This window comes from Marinobacterium sediminicola (assembly GCF_022343685.1).
In the GTDB taxonomy this organism is placed as follows: domain Bacteria; phylum Pseudomonadota; class Gammaproteobacteria; order Pseudomonadales; family Balneatricaceae; genus Marinobacterium; species Marinobacterium sediminicola.
This window is the reverse complement of record NZ_CP092123.1, coordinates 3,226,258-3,248,956: the sequence shown is the minus strand read 5'-3', so window position 1 is coordinate 3,248,956 and position 22,699 is coordinate 3,226,258. Positions and strand designations below refer to the sequence as shown.

Here is a 22,699-nt window from a genome sequence, read left to right as displayed (position 1 = left end):
ATGACCGCTGTACACCGTCACCCGGTCGGCCGATGGCTGATCTGGTCGCTGTTTTTCGTCGGCAGTCTGCTGCCGTTGGGGTGGATTACCCTGCAGGCTGTGCAGCAGAAGCTGGGAGCCGATCCGGCCCAGGTGATTGTTACGTTTCTCGGGATCTGGGCCCTGCGCTACCTGTGGGTAACCCTGGCGGTAACGCCGCTACGTCGTCTGTTCGGCATGGGGTGGTTGCAACGCTACAGGCGTATGCTCGGATTGTACGCGCTGTTCTATGCCTCTCTGCATCTGCTGGCGGTGGCCACATTTATCCTCGGTTGGCGTCCGGACCTGTTGCTGAGGGAGCTGACCGAGAGACCCTATATCATCGTCGGGTTTACCGCGTGGGTCCTGTTGTTGCCACTGGGCATAACCTCGACTCAGGGCTGGCAGCGGCGGCTGGGCAAGCGCTGGAAAACGCTGCACTGGCTGATCTATCCGATTGCGCTGCTGGTGCTGTTGCACTTTGCCTGGCTGATTCGTGCCGGCTATCTGGAAGTGTTGATCTATACCCTCATACTGGCCTTTTTGCTCGGATATCGCCTATACCTCAAGGGGAGGTGAGCATCATGTCCGACAAACCAACCCTCTGGCAGACACTGCTCAGTGTGCTGTCCAGTTTCTTTGGCGTGCAGTCCGAGCACAATCGGGAACGGGATTTTCGGAACGGCCGGCCCGTACACTTCATTCTGATCGGGCTGCTGATGGCAGCCCTGTTCGTCATTTCCATCATTTTGCTGGTGCGCTGGGCGCTGATTCTGGGTGGAGCCTGAATCTGCGCTCTGAACTTGCGCTTTCAGACGGCCTGCTATACTCGAGTTAACCGGATCACCTGTGAGGGAGCACGATGAGCCTCCCTCTGGGTCAAGACGGGGAGGCCTGAATGATGGTAAGGACAATAATAACAACCATCGGCTCGGGGCTTGGATTGACGCTGTACTCGGCAACCGCTGCGGCGGCCTGGGAGGTCAATCTGACACCTGGTGTCACGGATGTCAGCCGTTCGGTTTTCGATCTGCACATGACGATCTTCTGGATCTGCGTAGCCATTGCCCTTGTGGTATTTGGCGTCATGTTCTGGTCGATCTTCCACCACCGCAAGTCACGTGGTGCCAAGGCACACAACTTTCACGAGAATACGCTGGTCGAAGTGATCTGGACGATCATTCCTCTGGCTATTCTGGTGGCCATGGCGGTCCCGGCTACCGCTACGCTGGTGCAGATGTATGACTCTTCGGAAGCGGAGCTCGACATACAGGTCACTGGTTATCAATGGAAGTGGCGATACGATTACCTTGACCACGACCTGAACTTCTTCAGCAATCTTTCCACACCGCGCGAGCAGATCACGAACGAGGCCGACAAGCAGGAACACTATCTGCTTGAGGTTGATCGTCATCTGGTGGTTCCGGTGGCAACCAAAATACGCTTTCTGCTGACATCCAATGACGTTATCCACAGCTGGTGGGTGCCGGCACTGGCGGTCAAGAAAGACGCCATTCCGGGGTTCATTAATGAAGCCTGGACCGTCATTGACGAGCCGGGTATCTACCGAGGTCAGTGTGCCGAACTCTGCGGCAAGGACCATGGCTTTATGCCCGTGGTGATCGAAGCCGTCAGCCAGGATGATTTTCAGCAGTGGCTGGCGGATGCGCGGGCGGAAAAGCAGAGTGCAGCCGCGGCGGCCGAGCGTACCTGGACGCTGGATGAGTTGATGCAACAGGGCGAGCAGGTGTACCTGCGTGCCTGTGCGGCCTGCCACTTGCCCAACGGTGAAGGGGTGCCCGGTGCCTTCCCGGCATTGAAGGGGAGTCCGATAGCCTTGGGGGATGTGGCCGGGCATATCGATATTGTTCTCAACGGCAAGAGCGGTACAGCGATGCAGGCGTTCCGCGATCAGCTCAGCGCTACCGAGCTGGCAGCCGTGATCACCTACGAACGCAACGCCTGGGGCAACAGTCTTGGCGAGGCGGTGTCCCCCGTGCAGATTGCGCGCCTGCTGGAGCCGTCAACAGGGGAGGCTGAGCAATGAGTACGCTGGAAACGACCCTGGAGTCTCATGAACATGCACATCATGGCCCGGCCAAGGGAATAGGGCGATGGCTGTTTACAACCAACCACAAGGATATCGGCTCCATGTACCTGTGGTTCAGCCTGCTGATGTTCTTCATCGGTGGCTGCATGGCGTTGCTGATCCGGGCTGAGCTGTTTCAGCCGGGACTGCAACTGGTTGAGCCGGGCTTCTTTAACCAGATGACGACCATGCATGGCCTGATTATGGTGTTCGGTGCGGTGATGCCGGCCTTTGTGGGACTGGCCAACTGGATGGTTCCCATGATGATCGGCGCCCCGGACATGGCTCTGCCAAGGATGAACAACTGGAGTTTCTGGATTCTGCCGTTCGCCTTTGCCATGCTGGTATCTACCCTGTTCATGGATGGCGGTGCTCCCAACTTTGGCTGGACCTTTTATGCGCCCCTGTCCACGACCTATGCGCCTCCCAGTGTGACCTACTTCATCTTTGCCGTGCACATGATGGGAATCAGCTCGATCATGGGGGCAATCAATATCATCGCCACCATTCTCAACATGCGCACGCCGGGCATGACGATGATGAAGCTGCCGCTGTTCTGCTGGACCTGGTTAATTACAGCTTTCCTGCTGATCGCAGTCATGCCGGTATTGGCCGGTGTCGTCACCATGATGCTGATGGATATCCACTTCGGCACCAGTTTCTTTAATGCTGCCGGCGGTGGAGATCCGGTACTGTTTCAACATGTGTTCTGGTTTTTCGGGCATCCCGAAGTCTACATCATGATCCTGCCGGCCTTCGGCATCATCAGTCATATCATCCCCACCTTTGCCCGCAAACCGCTGTTTGGTTATGCCTCGATGGTGTATGCCACGGCTTCGATCGCCATTCTGTCGTTTCTGGTATGGGCGCACCACATGTTCACTGTGGGTCTGCCGCTGGTGGGTGAGCTGTTTTTCATGTTCGCCACCATGTTGATCGCGGTTCCCACCGGGGTAAAGGTGTTCAATTGGGTGGCGACCATGTTCCGAGGTTCCATGACCTTCGAAACGCCGATGCTGTTTGCGCTTGCGTTCGTCGTGCTGTTCACCATCGGTGGCTTTTCCGGGTTGATGCTGGCGATCGCGCCAGTGGACTTCCAGTATCACGACACCTACTTCGTGGTCGCGCATTTCCACTACGTGCTGGTGCCCGGTGCGGTGTTTGCAATCATGGCGGGCGTGTATTACTGGCTGCCGAAGTGGACCGGACACATGCTCAATGAAACCATGGGCAAACTGCATTTCTGGATCAGTTTCATTGGCGTCAACATCACTTTCTTCCCGATGCACTTCATCGGTCTGGCCGGTATGCCGCGACGCATACCGGACTACGCATTGCAGTTTGCGGACTTCAATATGGTGGCGTCTATCGGTGCCTTTATCTTCGGGCTATCGCAGCTGATTTTCCTGTGGAACGTGATTGCCTGCGTGCGGGGTGGTCGCAGGGCAGAGGCTCGTGCCTGGGAGGGTGCCGAAGGGCTTGAGTGGGAGGTGGCCTCGCCGGCCCCGTACCATACTTTTGCCACGCCACCGAAATTGCCGGAGACGCCGCGATGAGCATTCACGCCGATAATCGGCGGTTGGTCAGGCGGCTGGTGCTGGGAGCCGTGTTGATGTTCGGTTTCGGCTTCGCGCTGGTACCGCTCTACGATGTTTTCTGTGAGGTCACCGGGCTTAACGGGAAGATCACTAACACCGGGCCCGTTGTGGTCGATGGGCCTGATCGATCCCGTCAGGTGAAGGTCAGGCTAATTGCTGTCCACAACGAAGGGATGCCCTGGACCTTTGATCCGACCGATAACGTCATAGAGACACATCCCGGAGAAATGAAGCAGACTTCCTTTCGTGCCGCCAACCCGACCGGTCGGCGAATGGTGGCTCAGGCCATACCTTCGGTGGCACCGGCAGAAGCGGCTCAATACCTTCACAAGGTGAACTGCTTCTGTTTCGAGCAGCAGGCCCTTCTGGCCGGCGAGTCGATCGAGATGCCGCTGCTGTTCGTCATCGACAAGAAATTACCCGAGCATATCCGCTCGCTGACTCTGTCCTACACCCTGTTTGATATATCACCGGAAGTATCGACAGCGGCGATGGCCGAGAAGGAGCAATCGCTATGAGCAGCTCAACCTACTATGTACCTGAACAAAGCCGCTGGCCGATTCTGGCGTCGATAGCCCTTTTTCTGCTGGCTTACGGGGCGGGAACCCTGTTGAACGCGATGAATGCGGACCGGGGAGGCGGTCTGGGGCTGGTGCTGCTGCTCGCGGGAGCTTTGATGATGGGGCTGATACTGGTGGGCTGGTTTGGCAATGTCATCCATGAAAGTCGGGACGGGCTTTATTCACCACAGATGGATCGTTCTTTCCGATGGGGGATGAGCTGGTTCATCTTCTCTGAAGTGATGTTCTTTGCCGCCTTCTTCGGTGCACTTTTCTATGTTCGCACTCTGGCGTTGCCCTGGTTGGGAGGAGAAGGTGACAAGGGAGTCAGTCAGATGCTCTGGCCGGAATTCACGGCCCAGTGGCCGTTGTTCAATCCTCCGGATGCCGAGCAATTTCCCGGCCCTCGTGAAGTGATCAGTCCCTGGCATATTCCGCTGCTCAATACCTGCCTGTTGGTTACGTCAAGTTTCACCCTTACGCTGGCGCATAAAGCCTTGCTGAAAAACGAGCGCATGCAGGTCAGGCGCTGGTTATTTCTGACCATTGTGCTGGGTCTGGTGTTCCTCGGTTTTCAGGCCTACGAATATGTCGAGGCCTATCATGAATTGGGGTTGACCCTGCAATCGGGCATCTACGGTGCCACGTTCTTCATTTTGACAGGTTTTCATGGCCTGCATGTGACCTTGGGTACGCTGATGCTGATCATCATTCTAGGTCGCATTGTCGTGGGGCATTTCAGTCCACGCCAGCACTTCGGTTTCGAGGCGGTTGCCTGGTACTGGCACTTCGTGGACGTGGTCTGGATCGGTTTGTTCCTGTTTGTTTATGTGCTTTGAGCCTTACCAGGGAGCGTGAGGGTGCAACTGTCCGGTATTGAAACCATAGATCAGAGCCAGAATCAGCAATGCGCTGAGAATGACCCGCCAAAGGAGGCGATTGGCGGTGGTGCCATCGGATGATGGACTCCTGAGCAGTGACCAGAGGCTGCTGAACAGGGCAACAACGATGGCGATGAACAGGACCAGAATCAGCAGACGAAACATGGGAGTACCTCCTTGGCGAATACCTCCAGTAAAGCGGATAGCCGGCGTCGATTCAAACGTGTGCGGTTGTTGCTCTGGTTGTTGGGTGTCCCTCTGCTGTCATCACTAGGGGCATGGCAGCTTCAGCGTGCTGACCAGAAAGAGACCTGGCTGCAACAGTTGCAAGATGCACCGGCAACGACGGTCACCGGTGCGCTGGAGCGGTTAGAGCATTACGACTGGGTTCCGGTGCGATTTGAAATTGAGCTGGTACCGATAAAGGTGTTTCTTCTGGATAACAGAACCTGGCGGGGCCGCGTGGGGTATGAAGTGGTCGTTCCGGTCCGCGTCGATGAGGGGAATTGGTGGCTTGGAAGTCTGGGCTGGATTGCGGCGCCACCACGCCGGGATCAACTGCCTGATGTTCAGTTGGTCCCCGGCTGGAGGATGGTGGAAGGGGTGCTATCGAGGCCGTTTGAGTCGGTAACCCTGGCTGCCAGCCAGATGGAAGCCGGCTGGCCTAGGCGCATGCAGTCCATGGATCTCCAGCAGATTAGGGAAGCGCTTGCGGTGCCGGTCGAACCTTTGGTTCTGCACCTGAAGACGGCGGTGAGCGAGATGATTATGCCAAGAGAAAACATCTATACAGGGGTAGAGCCGCAACGTCATATCGGATATGCCGTGCAATGGTTCGGGCTGGCGCTGGCGCTGGCGATCTGGCTGGTATGGGTCGGACGCCGGGAACGACGGGAGGTCTCTCATGAACAGTAACCGCAGGGTTTTCTGGCTGATCTGGGGGGTGGGGCTGGTACCCGTGATACTGGCCATGCTGGCTTGGGTGAGTGGAGTTGGCATCCCAGACAGAGGGGTTAATCATGGGGAGCTGGTCCAGCCTGTTCGCACGATTGACCAATGGGGCGGTGAGCTCGACAGGCATACAGGGCACTGGTCACTGGTGCTGGTTCATGAATCGAGCTGCCCTGATGGATGCAACGATCGACTTGAGGCGTTGAAGCGGGTGCATGATGCGCTGGGACGGGAGGCGGATCGCGTGCGAGTTGACGCTAAATTGTCTGGAAATTTGAATCCTGGCATTTGGGTGGTAGATCCCTTGGGCAATCTGGTGCTCAAACATCCCTTGAGTTTCGAGGGGGACGCGCTACTGACTGATATGAGGCGTCTGCTCAAGGCATCGAGGTTGGGATGATGAGATGGTCTCTGCGTCTGGCGACTCTGGCTATTGGGCTAGCTCTGGTCGTGGTGTTACTGGGAGGCTGGACACGTCTCAATGATGCCGGTTTGGGTTGTCCCGACTGGCCAGGTTGCTATGGCACCTGGATTCTTCCCGATGATCATTCCGAGTTGTCTGAAAGACATCCCGGTGTAGTCATTGATCTGCGCAAGGGATGGATTGAAATGGTCCACAGGTATGCGGCTGGCACATTGGGGGTATTGATCCTGCTGATGTCAGTGATGGCGTATCGACAGCGTCATCGTCATGGTTACCCCGTGGCGTTGTCATATGGACTGTTATTGCTGGTGGTTGCTCAGGGCATATTCGGCATGTGGACAGTAACACTGAGATTGCTGCCAGCGGTGGTAACCCTGCATCTTTTGGGGGGGCTGGCGACGCTGACGTTGTTGATCCTTCTACGCCAGAGGCTGATGAGAATGGTGCAAAAGGAGTCGCATACATCCGCAAGTCCCTGGGTGCGATTGATGTTGATGGCCTTATTTGTGCAGTTAGCGCTGGGGGGATGGACCAGCACCAACTATGCAGGATGGGCATGCAGTGATTGGTTTTACTGCCACAGGGATCAAGTGGTCGATTACGATTTTGTGGCCGGGCTGAACCCGGTGATGAGTGTAGGCCCCAATTACGAAGGTGGTTTGCTGCCGGCAGAGGCGCGGGCAGCTATACAGGTCACACACAGGCTGGGAGCCCTGATGCTGTTTGTCGTTTCATTGCTGGGGACAGCAAAGCTTTGGTGTCGTTCAGGGTTAAGGCGGCCACTATGCGGGTACTGGATATTGCTATTGACTCAAGCCGGGCTGGGGGTCGCCAATGTCATCTGGTTGCTCCCGCTCGGGTTGGCGGTTGCCCATCATGCTGGTGCCGTTGCACTGCTGTTAATGCTGATGCACTTGAACTCTCGCGCACGTGTTGCAGAACAGGAGATAAACCATGGCTACCTTGTCGCTCACTGAACATCAAGCTGGTTCAACCTCATGGCGAGACTATCTGGCGTTGTGCAAGTTGAGGGTAGTGGCCGTGATGCTGTTGACACTGGTAGTCGGTTTCTGCCTTGCCTCTCCCTCAGCTCCCGATCCTGTCTTGCTGGCGCTGACCTGTTTGGGGGTAGGGCTGGCGGCGTCATCGGCCGCTGCGATCAATCATGTGCTGGACTTCAACATTGACTGTCACATGGCACGAACAGCCAGACGCCCTTTGCCTCAGGGGCGGCTCAGCCCCAGAAGCGCTCTGATATTTGCCGCCATATTGGGCATATCGGGGATCGCACTGTTGGAATTGACCGTTAATAGTGTCACCGCCTGGCTGACGCTAGCCTCGCTGATCGGATATGCCGTCATATATACGGCGATTCTGAAACGGGCGACTCCCCAGAATATCGTTATAGGGGGTGTTGCAGGAGCTGCTCCACCATTGCTGGGCTGGACAGCTGTTACTGGCAGTGTTGACTATCAGGGCCTGCTCCTGATGCTGATTATTTTCACCTGGACGCCGCCGCATTTCTGGGCGCTCTGCATAGCACGACGTGATGATTATGCTCGGGCTGGTGTGCCGATGTTGCCCAACACGCATGGCGTGCACTACACACAAGTACAAATTCTGCTCTATACACTGCTGACATTGATTGCGACGCTGCTGCCGTTTGTAACGGGAATGAACGGCTGGTTTTATCTGTCAGGGGTAACGTTGATTAACCTGCGCCTGCTTTATTGGGCGCTTAAGTTAAATCATTCAACAGAAGTGGCTGTACCGATGAAAATGTTTCGTTACAGCATTGTGTACATCATGTGGCTGTTTGCCATACTTCTGATAGACCATTACGGGCATCTCTTCGTATAACCCTTCGGGAAAATAAAGCAACCAACGAACGGAAGCGGGCACTATCGAAAATAAAAATTGATGTGGCCCGGGGCCATACCCGGACTGCAAGGAGGATAGACCTATGTTCCTGCAGCATATGATGGGGGTTTTCTACCATCCCAAACAGGAGTGGCGCTCAATACGTAAGGAGCACTACTCAGCCGTACATGTATTCCTTGCCCAAATCAGTATCCTGGCAGCGATTCCTGCAGTATCGCTGTTCATCGGGACGACTCAGGTTGGCTGGAGCATTGGTGGTACCGAGTTCGTCAAGCTCAGTGTCAGCAGTGCCTTACCAGCAGCCATCGCCTTCTATGTTGCCATGTGGGTAGCTGTGGGGTTTATCGCATGGGCGGTACACTGGATGGAAAAAACCTATGGCGGCAATGTCTCATTTGAAGAGTGTCTTGTGTTGACAACTTTCACAGCAACACCGCTATTCCTGTCAGGGTTGGCCGGGCTGTACCCGATGCTGTGGTTCAACGTTATCGTAGGACTTATAGCCTTGTCCTATACAATTTACCTGCTATACACAGGTGTACCGGAGATTATGCAAATCCCTGAAGACAGGGCCTTCTTCTTCTCGACTTCAATTTTAACTGTGGGCTTGTGTGTCCTGGTGGGCCTGATAGCGGCAACTGTAATATTGTGGGGTACATTTGTGCCGCTAAGCTACACCGGTGGATAAAACCGGATCCGCATGGTGAGCGCCCCCCCTTTGAGGGGCGCTCATTTGCGTTTTTAACCTTTTTGAAATCTTTTTACAAAAAGGCGTTGACACCCAGGCGGGGATGCGTAGAATACGCCTCCTCGCTTGAGACGACAGGGTTCGCGAAACACTGAACGGCTTTAGTGAGAAGGAGATAAGTTCTTGAAACTGAATAGGTTTCTGATGTAGAATCTGCCTCCTTGATCTCAATCGGATCGTTGTGAAGTGTTACGACACTGAAACAAAAAACGAAAAAAATGGTTGACATCGAAAATCGGCGTAGTAAGATATGCGCCTCGCTTGAGACAACAGGTTGCGCTACGGCGCGGTTGGCCAAGCCCGCTCTTTAACAAATTGATCAGGTAATATGTGTGGGCGCTTGTCAGGATTGAGCACGCAAAGCTTAATCAAGGCAAGCAACCTAACTGAATATTCATTTAGCGTTGTGTAATACCTTGAGCCGAGTCTGAAGGGATCATTCCTCCTTTCGTAAAAGACTCAACCAAAGATTTAAACTGAAGAGTTTGATCATGGCTCAGATTGAACGCTGGCGGCAGGCCTAACACATGCAAGTCGAGCGGCAGCGGGATCTAGCTTGCTAGATCGCCGGCGAGCGGCGGACGGGTGAGTAACGCGTGGGAATCTACCTGGTAGTGGGGGACAACAGTCGGAAACGACTGCTAATACCGCATACGCCCTTCGGGGGAAAGTGGGGGATCTTCGGACCTCACGCTATCAGATGAGCCCGCGTCGGATTAGCTGGTTGGTGAGGTAAAGGCTCACCAAGGCGATGATCCGTAGCTGGTCTGAGAGGATGATCAGCCACACTGGGACTGAGACACGGCCCAGACTCCTACGGGAGGCAGCAGTGGGGAATATTGGACAATGGGGGCAACCCTGATCCAGCCATGCCGCGTGTGTGAAGAAGGCCTTCGGGTTGTAAAGCACTTTCAGCAGTGAGGAAAGGTGTGTCGTTAATACCGGCATGCTGTGACGTTAACTGCAGAAGAAGCACCGGCTAACTCCGTGCCAGCAGCCGCGGTAATACGGAGGGTGCAAGCGTTAATCGGAATTACTGGGCGTAAAGCGCGCGTAGGTGGTTTGGTCAGTCAGATGTGAAAGCCCCGGGCTTAACCTGGGAACTGCACCTGATACTGCCAAACTAGAGTACGGTAGAGGGCAGTGGAATTTCCGGTGTAGCGGTGAAATGCGTAGAGATCGGAAGGAACACCAGTGGCGAAGGCGACTGCCTGGACTGATACTGACACTGAGGTGCGAAAGCGTGGGTAGCAAACAGGATTAGATACCCTGGTAGTCCACGCCGTAAACGATGTCAACTAGCCGTTGGGGGACTTGATCCTTTAGTGGCGCAGCTAACGCGATAAGTTGACCGCCTGGGGAGTACGGCCGCAAGGTTAAAACTCAAATGAATTGACGGGGGCCCGCACAAGCGGTGGAGCATGTGGTTTAATTCGAAGCAACGCGAAGAACCTTACCTACTCTTGACATCCTGCGAACTTGGTAGAGATACCTTGGTGCCTTCGGGAGCGCAGTGACAGGTGCTGCATGGCTGTCGTCAGCTCGTGTTGTGAAATGTTGGGTTAAGTCCCGTAACGAGCGCAACCCCTATCCTTATTTGCCAGCACTTCGGGTGGGAACTCTAAGGAGACTGCCGGTGACAAACCGGAGGAAGGTGGGGATGACGTCAAGTCATCATGGCCCTTACGAGTAGGGCTACACACGTGCTACAATGGCCGGTACAGAGGGCCGCGAACCTGCGAGGGTAAGCTAATCTCAGAAAACCGGTCGTAGTCCGGATCGCAGTCTGCAACTCGACTGCGTGAAGTCGGAATCGCTAGTAATCGCGAATCAGAATGTCGCGGTGAATACGTTCCCGGGCCTTGTACACACCGCCCGTCACACCATGGGAGTGGGTTGCACCAGAAGTAGCTAGTCTAACCTTCGGGAGGACGGTTACCACGGTGTGATTCATGACTGGGGTGAAGTCGTAACAAGGTAGCCCTAGGGGAACCTGGGGCTGGATCACCTCCTTAAACGATTGCGAAGTTCTGGCAAGCGTTCACACATATTACCTGATCGAAAGTTGAAGCAGACGGAGCTTTAAAACGTGTACTCATAGCTGAGTCCATCTTTTAAAGCTTCTTAGCTTTAAACGCTCTTTAACAAATTGGATCTGAAAGATTGTCTTGTATTGTTTGATACAAGCGCCAACCGGCGATAATCGTTACGAACCATTCATTTTTCCAGACGCCTTCGGGTTATATGGTCAAGTGAATAAGCGTGCACGGTGGATGCCTTGGCAGTCAGAGGCGATGAAGGACGTAGTAACCTGCGATAAGCCTCGGGGAGTCGGTAAACAGACTTTGATCCGAGGATTTCCGAATGGGGAAACCCACCCGCTTGCGGGTATCTCTTAACTGAATACATAGGTTTTGAGAGGCGAACCCGGGGAACTGAAACATCTAAGTACCCGGAGGAAAAGAAATCAACCGAGATTCCCTTAGTAGCGGCGAGCGAACGGGGACCAGCCCTTAAGCTGTGATGTGGTTAGCAGAACACTCTGGAAAGTGTGGCCATAGTGGGTGATAGCCCCGTATGCGAAAACCTATTTACAGTGAAATCGAGTAGGACGGGACACGTGTTATCCTGTCTGAATATGGGGGGACCATCCTCCAAGGCTAAATACTCCTGACTGACCGATAGTGAACCAGTACCGTGAGGGAAAGGCGAAAAGAACCCCTGTGAGGGGAGTGAAATAGACCCTGAAACCGTGTACGTACAAGCAGTGGGAGCCGTTTTCGGACGGTGACTGCGTACCTTTTGTATAATGGGTCAGCGACTTACTTTCAGTGGCAAGCTTAACCGTTTAGGGGAGGCGTAGGGAAACCGAGTCTTAATAGGGCGCCAAGTCGCTGGGAGTAGACCCGAAACCGGGCGATCTATCCATGGGCAGGTTGAAGGTTGAGTAACATCAACTGGAGGACCGAACCGACTACCGTTGAAAAGTTAGCGGATGACCTGTGGATCGGAGTGAAAGGCTAATCAAGCCCGGAGATAGCTGGTTCTCCTCGAAAGCTATTTAGGTAGCGCCTCATGTCTCACCTTGGGGGGTAGAGCACTGTTTCGGCTAGGGGGTCATCCCGACTTACCAACCCGATGCAAACTCCGAATACCCAAGAGTGCAATCATGGGAGACACACGGCGGGTGCTAACGTCCGTCGTGGAAAGGGAAACAACCCAGACCGCCAGCTAAGGTCCCAAAGTTCTAGTTAAGTGGGAAACGATGTGGGAAGGCTTAGACAGCTAGGAGGTTGGCTTAGAAGCAGCCACCCTTTAAAGAAAGCGTAATAGCTCACTAGTCGAGTCGGCCTGCGCGGAAGATATAACGGGGCTCAAACTAGACACCGAAGCTGCGGATGCCTTAGGGCATGGTAGAGGAGCGTTCTGTAAGCCGTTGAAGCGGAAGCTGTAAGGCACCGTGGAGGTATCAGAAGTGCGAATGCTGACATAAGTAACGATAAAGGGGGTGAAAAACCCCCTCGCCGGAAGACCAAGGGTTCCTATCCAACGTTAATCGGGGTAGGGTGAGTCGGCCCCTAAGGCGAGGCTGAAAAGCGTAGTCGATGGGAAACAGGTTAATATTCCTGTACCGCGCATAACTGCGACGGGGGGACGGAGAAGGCTAGGCCAGCGCGGCGTTGGTTGTCCGCGTTTAAGGGTGTAGGTTGAGGAGTTAGGCAAATCCGGCTCCTTAAGACTGAGACCTGATGACGAGACTCTTTATGAGTCGAAGTGGTTGATGCCATGCTTCCAGGAAAATCCTCTAAGCTTCAGGTTATGCGGGACCGTACCCGAAACCGACACAGGTGGTCAGGTTGAGAATACCAAGGCGCTTGAGAGAACTCGGGTGAAGGAACTAGGCAAAATGGTGCCGTAACTTCGGGAGAAGGCACGCCGGTGTTGGTGATGAGACTTGCTCTCTAAGCTGATGCCGGTCGAAGATACCAGGTGGCTGCGACTGTTTATTAAAAACACAGCACTCTGCAAACACGAAAGTGGACGTATAGGGTGTGACGCCTGCCCGGTGCCGGAAGGTTAATTGATGGGGTTAGCTTCGGCGAAGCTCTTGATCGAAGCCCCGGTAAACGGCGGCCGTAACTATAACGGTCCTAAGGTAGCGAAATTCCTTGTCGGGTAAGTTCCGACCTGCACGAATGGCGTAACGATGGCCACACTGTCTCCACCCGAGACTCAGTGAAATTGAACTCGCTGTGAAGATGCAGCGTACCCGCGGCTAGACGGAAAGACCCCGTGAACCTTTACTATAGCTTCACAGTGGACTTTGACATTACTTGTGTAGGATAGCTGGGAGGCTTTGAAGCTCGGACGCCAGTTCGAGTGGAGCCGTCCTTGAAATACCAGCCTGGTACTGTTGAGGTTCTAACTCAGGTCCGTAATCCGGATCGAGGACATTGTGTGGTGGGTAGTTTGACTGGGGCGGTCTCCTCCCAAAGCGTAACGGAGGAGCACGAAGGTACCCTCAGGCTGGTCGGAAATCAGCCAATGAGCGCAAGAGTAGAAGGGTGCTTGACTGCGAGACAGACACGTCGAGCAGGTACGAAAGTAGGTTCTAGTGATCCGGTGGTTCTGTATGGAAGGGCCATCGCTCAACGGATAAAAGGTACTCCGGGGATAACAGGCTGATACCGCCCAAGAGTTCACATCGACGGCGGTGTTTGGCACCTCGATGTCGGCTCATCACATCCTGGGGCTGAAGCCGGTCCCAAGGGTATGGCTGTTCGCCATTTAAAGTGGTACGCGAGCTGGGTTTAGAACGTCGTGAGACAGTTCGGTCCCTATCTGCCGTGGGCGTTTGAGATTTGAGAAGAGTTGCTCCTAGTACGAGAGGACCGGAGTGAACGAACCTCTGGTGTTCCGGTTGTCACGCCAGTGGCATTGCCGGGTAGCTACGTTCGGACGGGATAACCGCTGAAAGCATCTAAGCGGGAAGCCTCCTTCAAGATGAGATCTCACTGGACCCTTGAGGTCCCTGTAGAGCCGTCCGAGACCAGGACGTTGATAGGCTGGGTGTGTAAGCGTTGTAAGGCGTTGAGCTAACCAGTACTAATTGCTCGTGAGGCTTGACCATATAACGCCCAAGGCGTTTGAAATGAATGGTTAGAAAGATTATCGTAGCTCGTAAGAGCACCGGTTGAACGCTTGTAGCGACAACACAGACAGTCACGAATTTCAGATCTGATTTGTACCAGTTTTGCTTGGCGACCATAGAGACGTGGAACCACCTGATCCCATCCCGAACTCAGCAGTGAAACGCGTCATCGCCGATGGTAGTGTGGGGCTTCCCCATGTGAGAGTAGGTCATCGCCAAGCACTTATTTAAGCAGAACCCCGGTCTCGTTGAGGCCGGGGTTTTTGCGTTATGGGCCTGGCGATGACAGCAGAGTCTGTGCCTGTGTGCCTTGAGGGGCGATGACGCTGGTCAACTAGTCTTGTCAGTCAGCAGTTTGGGCTTTACAGGACGTATCCGGTTCTCTCCAGAGGTTATCCCCAGGACGCTATTTCGAGCTCAGATAACAGCTCGGTGTTGTTGACGCTAACGGCTGGGCGGGCTTGATGCTGCAGATAACAGGTTTATCCACAAGCCGGAGCATTGATGGCGGGTGTGGATAAAGGATCAGCGGTATGTGTATCAACAGATGACGCACCCGGTAAGGTGCCTGATTACATGAGACTGGGGATAAAAAGAAGGGCCCTGACGCATCCGTGTCTTAGGGCCCTGTCACCGACTTCCATGTCAGTCGCCGCGTATCTCCTACGCAGACGTCGAGGTGCTGATGCTCCACTCAGCTAGTCACCGCCTGTGAACCTCTGAGATATAGGTTAGTCCCTACGTCTTACCAAAGATATAGGAATAATTCCTAAAAGCCTCATGTAGGTAGGACGGAAAGCGTTAGTGCAATAGTATCGATGACCTATGGCAATAACAGGAAGTCTTTATCGCAGTAGGAGTGAGGTAATGGAAATATTGGCCATGTCGACTGAATCATTACAAGCGGCAAAATCTTCAACGATAACTGGAAGCTGATCTGCAGGCGCTGCGACGACAAAAAAATCGTGCTTAATAAGGATGTGACCTTGAGTTGAGCTAAATACGTCTGGCTTATGACTTGGGTTAGGGGGCGGGCTGCGGCCCCTAAGAGCAGGTCTGTTTTGGCTCAAGAGGCCAAAATAAAAAAGGCCTGCATTCTTTATGCAGGCCTTCGGAATTCTGGTGCCCAGAGGCGGAATCGAACCACCGACACGGGGATTTTCAATCCCCTGCTCTACCGACTGAGCTATCTGGGCTAAGGAGAGCGCATTTTTCCACTATCACTCTTTGCTGTCAAGCATGTGGCTGTTTTTAATTATAATTTTCTTGGTTGCTTTGTGTGAACCGGCTGATCATATGCGTTAGCGCGCTACTGATGCTTGCAAGCTCACCTGCAAGTTGGCGATTGTTATCCGCTTCTGCTGCTGCATCTGATGCAAGGGCGGCGCTCAAGTTTATAGTGTCTTGAATCTGGGTTGTGGTTTGAGACTGCTGTTCGGTGGCGGCCGCAATCATGGCGTTCATGTCGTAAATGTCGCGAATCGCAATATCGATTTCTTGAATTGAATCGCGGGCATCCTCAATTGCAGTGACCGTGGCATCGACCAACCCTTTTTGCATGTCCACACATTGGCTTGCAGTTTTGGATGCGTCGTTAAGCTTGCTAATGATGCATTGAATCTGCTCAGCAGACTGGGCGGTATTATTCGCCAGGTTTCGTACTTCATCGGCTACAACGGCAAAACCACGTCCAGCACTGCCTGCGCGTGCCGCTTCGATGGCCGCATTCAATGCCAGCAAATTGGTCTGGTCTGCAAAACCGTGAATGACGGTCAGTACTTCTCCAATTGCTAATGTATCCTGTCTGAGCTGTTCGATACTGCGCTCGGTGCGCTCGGCTTCCTTGCTGAGTTGGACGGCATATTCGCTGGTTTTGACTATCTGTAGGCTGCCCTGTCTTACCTGTTGCTGGACACGATGTGTTGCTGAGCTTGTATTGCCTGCATTGTTGGCAACGTCCTGATAGGAGTTGGTCAGTTGCTGCATCTGCTCTGCAGATTCAGAGGTTTGTTGTTGCTGCTGTTTAACTACATTCTCAATTCGTGCCGAACTGTTAGTGGCTCTGGCCTGCAGGGCAGAAAGTAGACGGGTCTGTTGGCTCACTTGGCTGATCAACTGTTTAAAGTAGCCCTGAAGCTTGACCAAGGCATCGTCAAGGCTGCGCGCTTCAACAAAACGGCTGCTGAAATGAATGCTGGTACTCAGGTCGCCTTCCGCAAGTTGCCCGATAAAGCGACATGCGGTAATGATCAATGCGGCCAGGCGTTGCAGCAGAAGCCCCATCAAGGAGCCAGTAATCAACAGCAAGGCAACTGAGATGCCAAGTATCCAATATGTATTGTTCAAGATGGCACGGAAGGAAGTATTCAGAGCATCTTCAATCTGTCCCAGATCTTCTTTGAGTGATACCAGTGCGCTAGTCGCAGCCTCCTGGCCACGCTGTTTCAACTGACTGAATTTGCCGGCGTTTTCAAGCTCCTTCGGATAACGGCTCACCAGTTCGTGGACCTGTGAACGTGGTTCATCTCCCAGTTCAACCTGATCCTGAGTGCTGTTCCATCCCATGAGCTCGGCCATGGGATCAATTTCGGTAACCTTGTATATGCCAAGGGGCTTGAGCGACTGGATGCTGTCTGCGGTGGCCTTCATCTGTTCAAGATGCTGCTCAATTGAAATCAGGGTTTCCTGATCCAAAAGAGCAAAGTAGCGTTGGCGCAATAATGTAAGATGATGCAGTTCGGCGAGAAGTTTCGCGCTGAGGTTCAGGTAAGCGATGGCGTCTGACCGTTTTTCATCCTGTTCACTACCTTTAATGGCATATTCACTCAGGCTGTTGAGGCTATATGCCAACTCACGTTCATTATTAATGAGCAAAGCTTGAGGGTTCGCCAACTTGCCAGCGGCCCTTAGTTCCGGTAATGCCTTTGCCTGCATGTGTGAAAGGGCGTCATGAATGCGTTGTCGTGCGGTTTCATCGAACCACAGTGTCTGAGTGTTGGTGTCTAGTGCTGCTTGAATACCTTGCTCAATTGTAATCAGCTCGCTTGCATCACCGGAGAGTAGATAGCGGTTGGCCGGCTGCTCTATCCGGTTTTGTATTTCCAGTGTGTATTGCTGATAGTCAGTATTGTTACTGAAAGCCTCATCCAGTCGCATCAAGGACCAGATGACGGATATCGTAAGCGCAGTCAGCATCACAAGGAGGGTCAGGGACGATAGTCGTGCTACAGTAGAAATCTTCATCACATGCCTGCCTGGGGGATATTTAACGCGCGACAGTGTATGAATGTTCTATGACACTCAGGTGACGGCTGGTCGGAATCAGTGCGTGGACTCCAAGGCGTGGATCGTCTAGAATACAGGGGTTTAACCTGCTAAGAATGCAGGCCCAAAACAGCCAGAACTATTAAAGCGAGGTAAGCGTCCAGTTTTGCCTCGCTTTTTTGCACGTATACTATCCAACTGTCCAGACTATGCAGCGCACGCGCGGGGAGGTTCAATTGACGCGACCAGCCATTCTAGCCCTTGAAGACGGCAGCATTTTCAGGGGAATAGCAATTGGCGCCGATGGTGAGTCCAGTGGTGAGGTGGTGTTTAACACCTCTATGACCGGATATCAGGAGATTCTGACCGATCCGTCCTACTGCCGCCAGATTGTGACCCTGACTTATCCACACATCGGCAACACCGGTGTCAATGCAGAAGATGCAGAGTCTGCCAAGACTTGGGCCGCCGGTCTGGTCATTCGTGACCTGCCTCTGCTGGCCAGCAACTTCCGCAGCGAGAAGGCGCTCGACCAATACCTTATTGATAACAATATCGTCGGCATTGCTGATATCGACACTCGTCGCCTGACACGCATCCTGCGTGAGAAAGGTTCGCAGAATGGGTGCATCATGGCCGGTGATGATCTGGACGAAGAAAAGGCCCTGGCGGCTGCGCGCGCTTTCCCGGGCCTCAAAGGCATGGACCTGGCAAAAGAAGTCAGTGTGACCGAACGTTACGAATGGCGTTCCAGCACCTGGAAACTGGGTGCAGGTCACGAGGACAGAGCTGACGCAGAATTGCCGTTCCACGTGGTTGCCTATGACTTTGGTGTAAAGCACAACATCCTGCGGATGCTGGTCGAGCGTGGCTGTCGCCTGACCGTAGTGCCGGCCCAGACCCCTGCTGCAGAGGTGCTGGCTCTGAATCCGGACGGTGTTTTCCTCTCCAACGGTCCTGGTGATCCCGAGCCCTGTGATTACGCCATTGCTGCAATCCGCGAGATCCTGGAATCCGGTATTCCGGTATTCGGTATCTGCCTGGGTCATCAGCTGTTGGCGCTAGCGTCAGGTGCCAAGACCGTGAAGATGAAGTTTGGTCATCATGGTGCCAACCATCCCGTGCAGGACCTGGACAGCAAGCATGTGATGATCACCAGCCAGAACCATGGCTTCGCCGTTGATGAAGAAACGCTGCCGGCGAACCTGCGTGCAATCCATAAATCCCTGTTTGACGGCTCACTGCAGGGGATCGAGCGTACTGATGTGCCGGCGTTCAGCTTCCAGGGTCACCCGGAAGCTAGCCCGGGTCCACATGATGTGGCTCCCCTGTTCGATCGTTTTATTGAACAGATGAAGGCCCGTCAGGCCTGATAGCGCCCTGATAAGTCAGTGACAGAAACAGAGACGACCGGTTAAGACAGATGCCAAAACGTACGGACATTAACAGTATTCTCATCCTTGGTGCAGGCCCGATCGTGATCGGACAGGCTTGCGAATTTGACTATTCCGGTGCCCAGGCGTGTAAGGCACTGCGTGAAGAGGGTTACCGAGTCATTCTGGTCAACTCCAATCCGGCGACCATTATGACCGACCCGGCGATGGCTGATGCGACTTACATCGAGCCGATCAACTGGAAGACCGTTGCCAAGATTATCGAAAAAGAACGTCCCGATGCATTGCTGCCGACCATGGGTGGTCAGACGGCGCTGAACTGTGCCCTTGATCTGGACCGTGAAGGCGTATTGGCCGAATTCGGTGTGGAAATGATCGGTGCGACGCAGGACGCCATCGACAAGGCAGAGGACCGTGAGCGCTTTGACAAGGCGATGAAAAACATCGGCCTGGAGTGCCCGCGTGCGGCGATCGCTCACAGCATGGAAGAAGCACTGCAGGTGCTGGATTCCATCGGTTTCCCTGCAATCATCCGTCCGTCCTTTACCATGGGTGGTTCTGGTGGTGGTATCGCATACAACCGTGAAGAGTTCATCGAAATCTGCGAGCGTGGTCTGGACCTGTCCCCGACCAACGAGTTGCTGATCGACGAGTCTCTGATCGGCTGGAAAGAGTACGAGATGGAAGTTGTTCGCGATAAAAACGACAACTGTATCATCGTCTGCTCCATTGAAAACTTTGACGCCATGGGTGTTCACACCGGTGACTCCATCACCGTAGCGCCGGCCCAGACGCTGACCGACAAGGAGTACCAGATCATGCGTAATGCATCGATCGCGGTGCTGCGTGAGATCGGTGTGGAAACCGGCGGTTCCAACGTACAGTTCGGTGTTGATCCGAAGACCGGTCGTATGGTGGTCATCGAGATGAACCCACGCGTATCCCGCTCTTCCGCACTGGCATCCAAGGCGACCGGCTTCCCGATTGCCAAGATCGCTGCCAAACTGGCGGTGGGTTATACCCTGGACGAGTTGCAGAATGATATTACCGGCGGTCGCACTCCGGCGTCTTTCGAGCCTTCCATCGACTACGTCGTGACCAAGATTCCGCGCTTTACTTTCGAAAAATTCCCGCAGGCGAATGACCGTCTCACCACTCAGATGAAGTCTGTAGGTGAGGTGATGGCGATCGGTCGCTCTCAGCAGGAATCCCTGCAGAAGGCACTGCGTGGTCTGGAAGTGGGTTCTACCGGTTTCGACCCGATTGTTGATCTGACGGCTGAAGATGCACGTGACACCATCGTTGCCGAACTGTCTCAGCCGGGTGCTGAGCGTATCTGGTATATCGGTGATGCTTTCCGCCTGGGTATGAGCGTAGACGAGATTTACAAGCTCAGTGGCGTCGATCCCTGGTTCCTGGTGCAGATTGAAGACCTGATCAAGGACGAGAAGCGCGTATCTGAAACCGCTCTGAGCGAACTGGATAAGGATCAGATCTTCCGCCTCAAGCGCAAGGGGTTCTCTGATGCTCGTCTGGCAGCCCTTTTGGGTGTCAGCGAGAAGCAGTTCCGCAAGCACCGTCAGAATCTGGGTGTGCGCCCGGTATTCAAACGCGTTGATACCTGTGCTGCTGAGTTTGCCACAGATACCGCCTACATGTACTCCTCTTATGAGGATGAGTGTGAAGCCAATCCATCCGATCGTGAAAAAATCATGGTCATCGGCGGTGGCCCGAACCGTATTGGTCAGGGTATTGAGTTTGACTACTGCTGTGTACATGCAGCACTGGCGGCGCGCGAAGACGGTTACGAGACCATCATGGTCAACTGTAACCCGGAAACCGTGTCGACTGACTATGACACCTCCGACCGTCTGTTCTTTGAGCCAATCACGCTTGAAGATGTGCTGGAAATCGTCAATGTCGAGAAGCCCAAAGGCGTCATCGTTCAATACGGTGGTCAGACACCCCTGAAACTGGCTGTTGCGCTGGAGCAGGCAGGTGTGCCGATTATCGGTACCAGTCCTGAAGCGATCGACCGTGCGGAAGACCGTGAACAGTTCCAGCAGATGCTGAAGCGTCTCGGATTGAAGCAGCCGGAAAACGCGACTGTTCGCAGTCTGGAAGAAGCGATTGTTGAAGCCGGCAAGATCGGCTACCCGCTGGTGGTTCGTCCGTCCTACGTGTTGGGTGGTCGTGCCATGGAGATCGTCTACAAGGAAGATGAGCTGCGTCGCTACATGAACACGGCTGTTCAGGTATCCAACGACGCGCCGGTTCTGCTGGATCACTTCCTTAATGCTGCGGTCGAAGTTGATATCGATGCGGTCAGCGACGGCAAGACCGTGGTGATCGGTGCCATTATGCAGCATATCGAACAGGCAGGCGTGCACTCCGGTGACTCTGCATGTTCTCTGCCGCCGTACAGTCTGGCAGCAGACGTACAGGATGATATGCGCGAGATGGTCCGTAAGATGGCGCTGGAACTCGGCGTTGTGGGTCTGATGAACGTGCAGTTGGCATACCAGGATGGCGAAATCTACGTCATCGAGGTGAACCCGCGTGCCTCTCGTACAGTTCCCTTCGTGTCCAAGTGTATCGGCACTTCGCTGGCGGCCATTGCGGCGCGTGTCATGACCGGCAAGACGCTTGAAGAGCTGGGCTTCACCGAGGAAATCGTGCCCAAGCACTTCAACGTGAAGGAAGCGGTGTTCCCGTTCAACAAGTTTCAGGGGGTCGACCCGATCCTTGGTCCTGAAATGAAGTCTACCGGTGAAGTGATGGGGACCGGAGCGACCTTCGGCGAAGCGTTCATGAAGGCGCAGATTGGTGCTGGTGAAAAGATGCCGTCTGCGACCGGCAAGGCGTTTATCTCCGTACGTGACGTTGATAAGGCAGCTGTTGTGCCTGTTGCCAAAGAGCTTTCAGAGCTGGGCTTTGCGCTGGTGGCAACCGGTGGTACGGCAGCATTGCTGGAAGATTCCGGGTTGACCGTTACGCGCGTCAACAAGGTAGCGGAAGGTCGTCCGAACATCGTCGATATGATCAAGAATGGCGAAATCAGCTATGTGATCAATACGACAGAAGGCCGCAAGGCGATTGCCGACTCCGCTGAAATCCGCCGCTCAGCGCTGCAGCATAAGGTGCCTTACACCACGACCCTGGCAGGTGCTGCTGCAACAGCTGAAGCCTTGAAGTATGGTGAGGAAAAAATGGTCCGTCGTCTGCAGGACCTGCATGCAGGAGTGGCAGAATGAAACGTGTCCCGATGACCGTTGCCGGTGAGCGGATGCTGCGGGAAGAGCTGAGCGACCTCAAGTCGGTTCAGCGTCCCGCTGTAATCGCGGCGATCGCTGAAGCGCGTGAGCACGGTGATCTCAAGGAGAATGCCGAATACCATGCGGCTCGCGAGCAACAGGGGTTTATCGAAGGCCGAATCCGGGAGCTGGAATACAAGCTGTCTCAGGCTCAGGTGATCGATGTCACCGAAATTCCTCACTCGGGCAAGGTGATATTCGGTACCACGGTTGAGCTGATCAATATCGATACCGACGAAGAGGTACGCTACCAGATCGTGGGTGACGATGAGGCGGACATCAAAAAAGGGAAAATCTCCGTTAACTCGCCGATCGCGCGTGCGCTGATTGGCAAGGAAGAGGGAGATATCGCGGCGGTTCAGACGCCTTCTGGTGTTACCGAGTATGAAATTGCCGAAGTGGCTCATATCTGAGCCACCATCGGA

Annotated in this window: 16 protein-coding genes, 1 tRNA gene and 3 rRNA genes; 17 read left to right on the top strand and 3 right to left on the bottom strand. The window is 54.1% G+C overall.

What is annotated here, in order from left to right:
- The 6 genes from LN244_RS14795 to LN244_RS14770 all read left to right on the top strand — a co-directional run bounded on the left by LN244_RS14795 (window position 1) and on the right by LN244_RS14770 (window position 5,104).
- On the top strand, window positions 1-597 hold the full coding sequence (locus LN244_RS14795; protein ID WP_239040536.1) for a protein-methionine-sulfoxide reductase heme-binding subunit MsrQ: 597 nt from the start codon (window positions 1-3) through the stop codon (window positions 595-597).
- A 5-nt stretch (window positions 598-602) separates the two neighbouring features.
- On the top strand, window positions 603-806 hold the full coding sequence (locus LN244_RS14790) for a DUF2970 domain-containing protein (protein WP_239040535.1): 204 nt from the start codon (window positions 603-605) through the stop codon (window positions 804-806).
- 113 nt (window positions 807-919) lie between these two features.
- Complete coding sequence (gene coxB / locus LN244_RS14785) at window positions 920-2,065, top strand: cytochrome c oxidase subunit II (protein WP_408904468.1); 1,146 nt, start codon at window positions 920-922, stop codon at window positions 2,063-2,065.
- Window positions 2,062-3,663 (top strand): cytochrome c oxidase subunit I, encoded by a 1,602-nt coding sequence (ctaD, locus tag LN244_RS14780; protein WP_239040533.1) that lies wholly within the window; start codon window positions 2,062-2,064, stop codon window positions 3,661-3,663. The genes coxB and ctaD overlap by 4 nt, the downstream gene beginning before the upstream one ends.
- Window positions 3,660-4,223, top strand: a complete 564-nt coding sequence (locus LN244_RS14775; RefSeq protein WP_239040532.1) for a cytochrome c oxidase assembly protein — start codon at window positions 3,660-3,662, stop codon at window positions 4,221-4,223. The genes ctaD and LN244_RS14775 overlap by 4 nt, the downstream gene beginning before the upstream one ends.
- Window positions 4,220-5,104, top strand: a complete 885-nt coding sequence (locus LN244_RS14770) for a cytochrome c oxidase subunit 3 (protein WP_239040531.1) — start codon at window positions 4,220-4,222, stop codon at window positions 5,102-5,104. The genes LN244_RS14775 and LN244_RS14770 overlap by 4 nt, the downstream gene beginning before the upstream one ends.
- A gap of 3 nt (window positions 5,105-5,107) precedes the next feature.
- Here LN244_RS14770 and LN244_RS14765 read toward each other — a convergent pair whose 3' ends face one another.
- The gene (locus LN244_RS14765; protein ID WP_239040530.1) at window positions 5,108-5,311 is read right to left on the bottom strand and encodes a DUF2909 family protein; all 204 of its coding nucleotides are present in this window, start codon (window positions 5,309-5,311) and stop codon (window positions 5,108-5,110) included.
- Window positions 5,312-5,323: 12 nt separating this feature from the next.
- Here LN244_RS14765 and LN244_RS14760 point away from each other — a divergent pair, with 12 nt between their 5' ends.
- The 8 genes from LN244_RS14760 (at window position 5,324) to rrf (ending at window position 14,523) form a co-directional block, all read left to right on the top strand.
- Window positions 5,324-6,061 carry an SURF1 family protein gene (locus LN244_RS14760; protein WP_239040529.1) on the top strand — a complete coding sequence of 246 codons (738 nt, stop codon included), beginning with the start codon at window positions 5,324-5,326 and terminating at the stop codon, window positions 6,059-6,061.
- Window positions 6,051-6,497: a thioredoxin domain-containing protein gene (locus LN244_RS14755; RefSeq protein WP_239040528.1), complete on the top strand. Its 447-nt coding sequence runs from the start codon at window positions 6,051-6,053 to the stop codon at window positions 6,495-6,497. Before LN244_RS14760 ends, LN244_RS14755 begins: the two co-directional genes overlap by 11 nt.
- Window positions 6,494-7,498, top strand: a complete 1,005-nt coding sequence (locus LN244_RS14750) for a COX15/CtaA family protein (protein ID WP_239040527.1) — start codon at window positions 6,494-6,496, stop codon at window positions 7,496-7,498. The genes LN244_RS14755 and LN244_RS14750 overlap by 4 nt, the downstream gene beginning before the upstream one ends.
- The gene (cyoE, locus tag LN244_RS14745; protein WP_239040526.1) at window positions 7,476-8,381 is read left to right on the top strand and encodes a heme o synthase; all 906 of its coding nucleotides are present in this window, start codon (window positions 7,476-7,478) and stop codon (window positions 8,379-8,381) included. Before LN244_RS14750 ends, cyoE begins: the two co-directional genes overlap by 23 nt.
- A gap of 103 nt (window positions 8,382-8,484) precedes the next feature.
- On the top strand, window positions 8,485-9,090 hold the full coding sequence (locus tag LN244_RS14740; RefSeq protein WP_239040525.1) for a Yip1 family protein: 606 nt from the start codon (window positions 8,485-8,487) through the stop codon (window positions 9,088-9,090).
- A gap of 533 nt (window positions 9,091-9,623) precedes the next feature.
- A 16S ribosomal RNA gene (locus LN244_RS14735) occupies window positions 9,624-11,165 on the top strand.
- 231 nt (window positions 11,166-11,396) lie between these two features.
- A 23S ribosomal RNA gene (locus LN244_RS14730) occupies window positions 11,397-14,281 on the top strand.
- A 126-nt stretch (window positions 14,282-14,407) separates the two neighbouring features.
- A 5S ribosomal RNA gene (gene rrf / locus LN244_RS14725) occupies window positions 14,408-14,523 on the top strand.
- The 16S, 23S and 5S rRNA genes sit together here, the layout of an rRNA operon.
- Before the next feature lie 899 nt (window positions 14,524-15,422).
- Here rrf and LN244_RS14720 read toward each other — a convergent pair.
- A tRNA-Phe gene (locus tag LN244_RS14720) sits at window positions 15,423-15,498 on the bottom strand.
- Between the two features lie 55 nt (window positions 15,499-15,553).
- Entirely contained in the window at window positions 15,554-17,545 is a 1,992-nt protein-coding gene (locus tag LN244_RS14715; RefSeq protein WP_239040524.1) for a methyl-accepting chemotaxis protein, read from the bottom strand.
- 257 nt (window positions 17,546-17,802) lie between these two features.
- Here LN244_RS14715 and carA point away from each other — a divergent pair, with 257 nt between their 5' ends.
- Genes carA through greA form a run of 3 tightly spaced genes read left to right on the top strand, consistent with a single transcriptional unit; the run spans window position 17,803 to window position 22,687 of the window.
- Window positions 17,803-18,939: a glutamine-hydrolyzing carbamoyl-phosphate synthase small subunit gene (carA, locus tag LN244_RS14710; protein ID WP_239040523.1), complete on the top strand. Its 1,137-nt coding sequence runs from the start codon at window positions 17,803-17,805 to the stop codon at window positions 18,937-18,939.
- Window positions 18,940-18,989: 50 nt separating this feature from the next.
- On the top strand, window positions 18,990-22,214 hold the full coding sequence (gene carB / locus LN244_RS14705) for a carbamoyl-phosphate synthase large subunit (protein WP_239040522.1): 3,225 nt from the start codon (window positions 18,990-18,992) through the stop codon (window positions 22,212-22,214).
- Window positions 22,211-22,687 carry a transcription elongation factor GreA gene (gene greA, locus LN244_RS14700; protein ID WP_239040521.1) on the top strand — a complete coding sequence of 159 codons (477 nt, stop codon included), beginning with the start codon at window positions 22,211-22,213 and terminating at the stop codon, window positions 22,685-22,687. The genes carB and greA overlap by 4 nt, the downstream gene beginning before the upstream one ends.
- Window positions 22,688-22,699: the final 12 nt, after the last annotated feature.

Bases quoted from the DNA above. Each gene is read 5' to 3' on its own strand.
- LN244_RS14740 (WP_239040525.1), top strand. From the start codon at position 8,485: ATGTTCCTGCAGCATATGATGGGGGTTTTCTACCATCCCAAACAGGAG.
- LN244_RS14750 (WP_239040527.1), top strand. From the start codon at position 6,494: ATGATGAGATGGTCTCTGCGTCTGGCGACTCTGGCTATTGGGCTAGCT.
- ctaD (WP_239040533.1), top strand. From the start codon at position 2,062: ATGAGTACGCTGGAAACGACCCTGGAGTCTCATGAACATGCACATCAT.
- LN244_RS14790 (WP_239040535.1), top strand. From the start codon at position 603: ATGTCCGACAAACCAACCCTCTGGCAGACACTGCTCAGTGTGCTGTCC.
- LN244_RS14795 (WP_239040536.1), top strand. From the start codon at position 1: ATGACCGCTGTACACCGTCACCCGGTCGGCCGATGGCTGATCTGGTCG.
- LN244_RS14775 (WP_239040532.1), top strand. From the start codon at position 3,660: ATGAGCATTCACGCCGATAATCGGCGGTTGGTCAGGCGGCTGGTGCTG.
- coxB (WP_408904468.1), top strand. From the start codon at position 920: ATGGTAAGGACAATAATAACAACCATCGGCTCGGGGCTTGGATTGACG.
- carB (WP_239040522.1), top strand. From the start codon at position 18,990: ATGCCAAAACGTACGGACATTAACAGTATTCTCATCCTTGGTGCAGGC.
- LN244_RS14765 (WP_239040530.1), bottom strand. From the start codon at position 5,311: ATGTTTCGTCTGCTGATTCTGGTCCTGTTCATCGCCATCGTTGTTGCC.
- LN244_RS14755 (WP_239040528.1), top strand. From the start codon at position 6,051: ATGAACAGTAACCGCAGGGTTTTCTGGCTGATCTGGGGGGTGGGGCTG.
- greA (WP_239040521.1), top strand. From the start codon at position 22,211: ATGAAACGTGTCCCGATGACCGTTGCCGGTGAGCGGATGCTGCGGGAA.
- LN244_RS14770 (WP_239040531.1), top strand. From the start codon at position 4,220: ATGAGCAGCTCAACCTACTATGTACCTGAACAAAGCCGCTGGCCGATT.
- cyoE (WP_239040526.1), top strand. From the start codon at position 7,476: ATGGCTACCTTGTCGCTCACTGAACATCAAGCTGGTTCAACCTCATGG.
- LN244_RS14715 (WP_239040524.1), bottom strand. From the start codon at position 17,545: ATGAAGATTTCTACTGTAGCACGACTATCGTCCCTGACCCTCCTTGTG.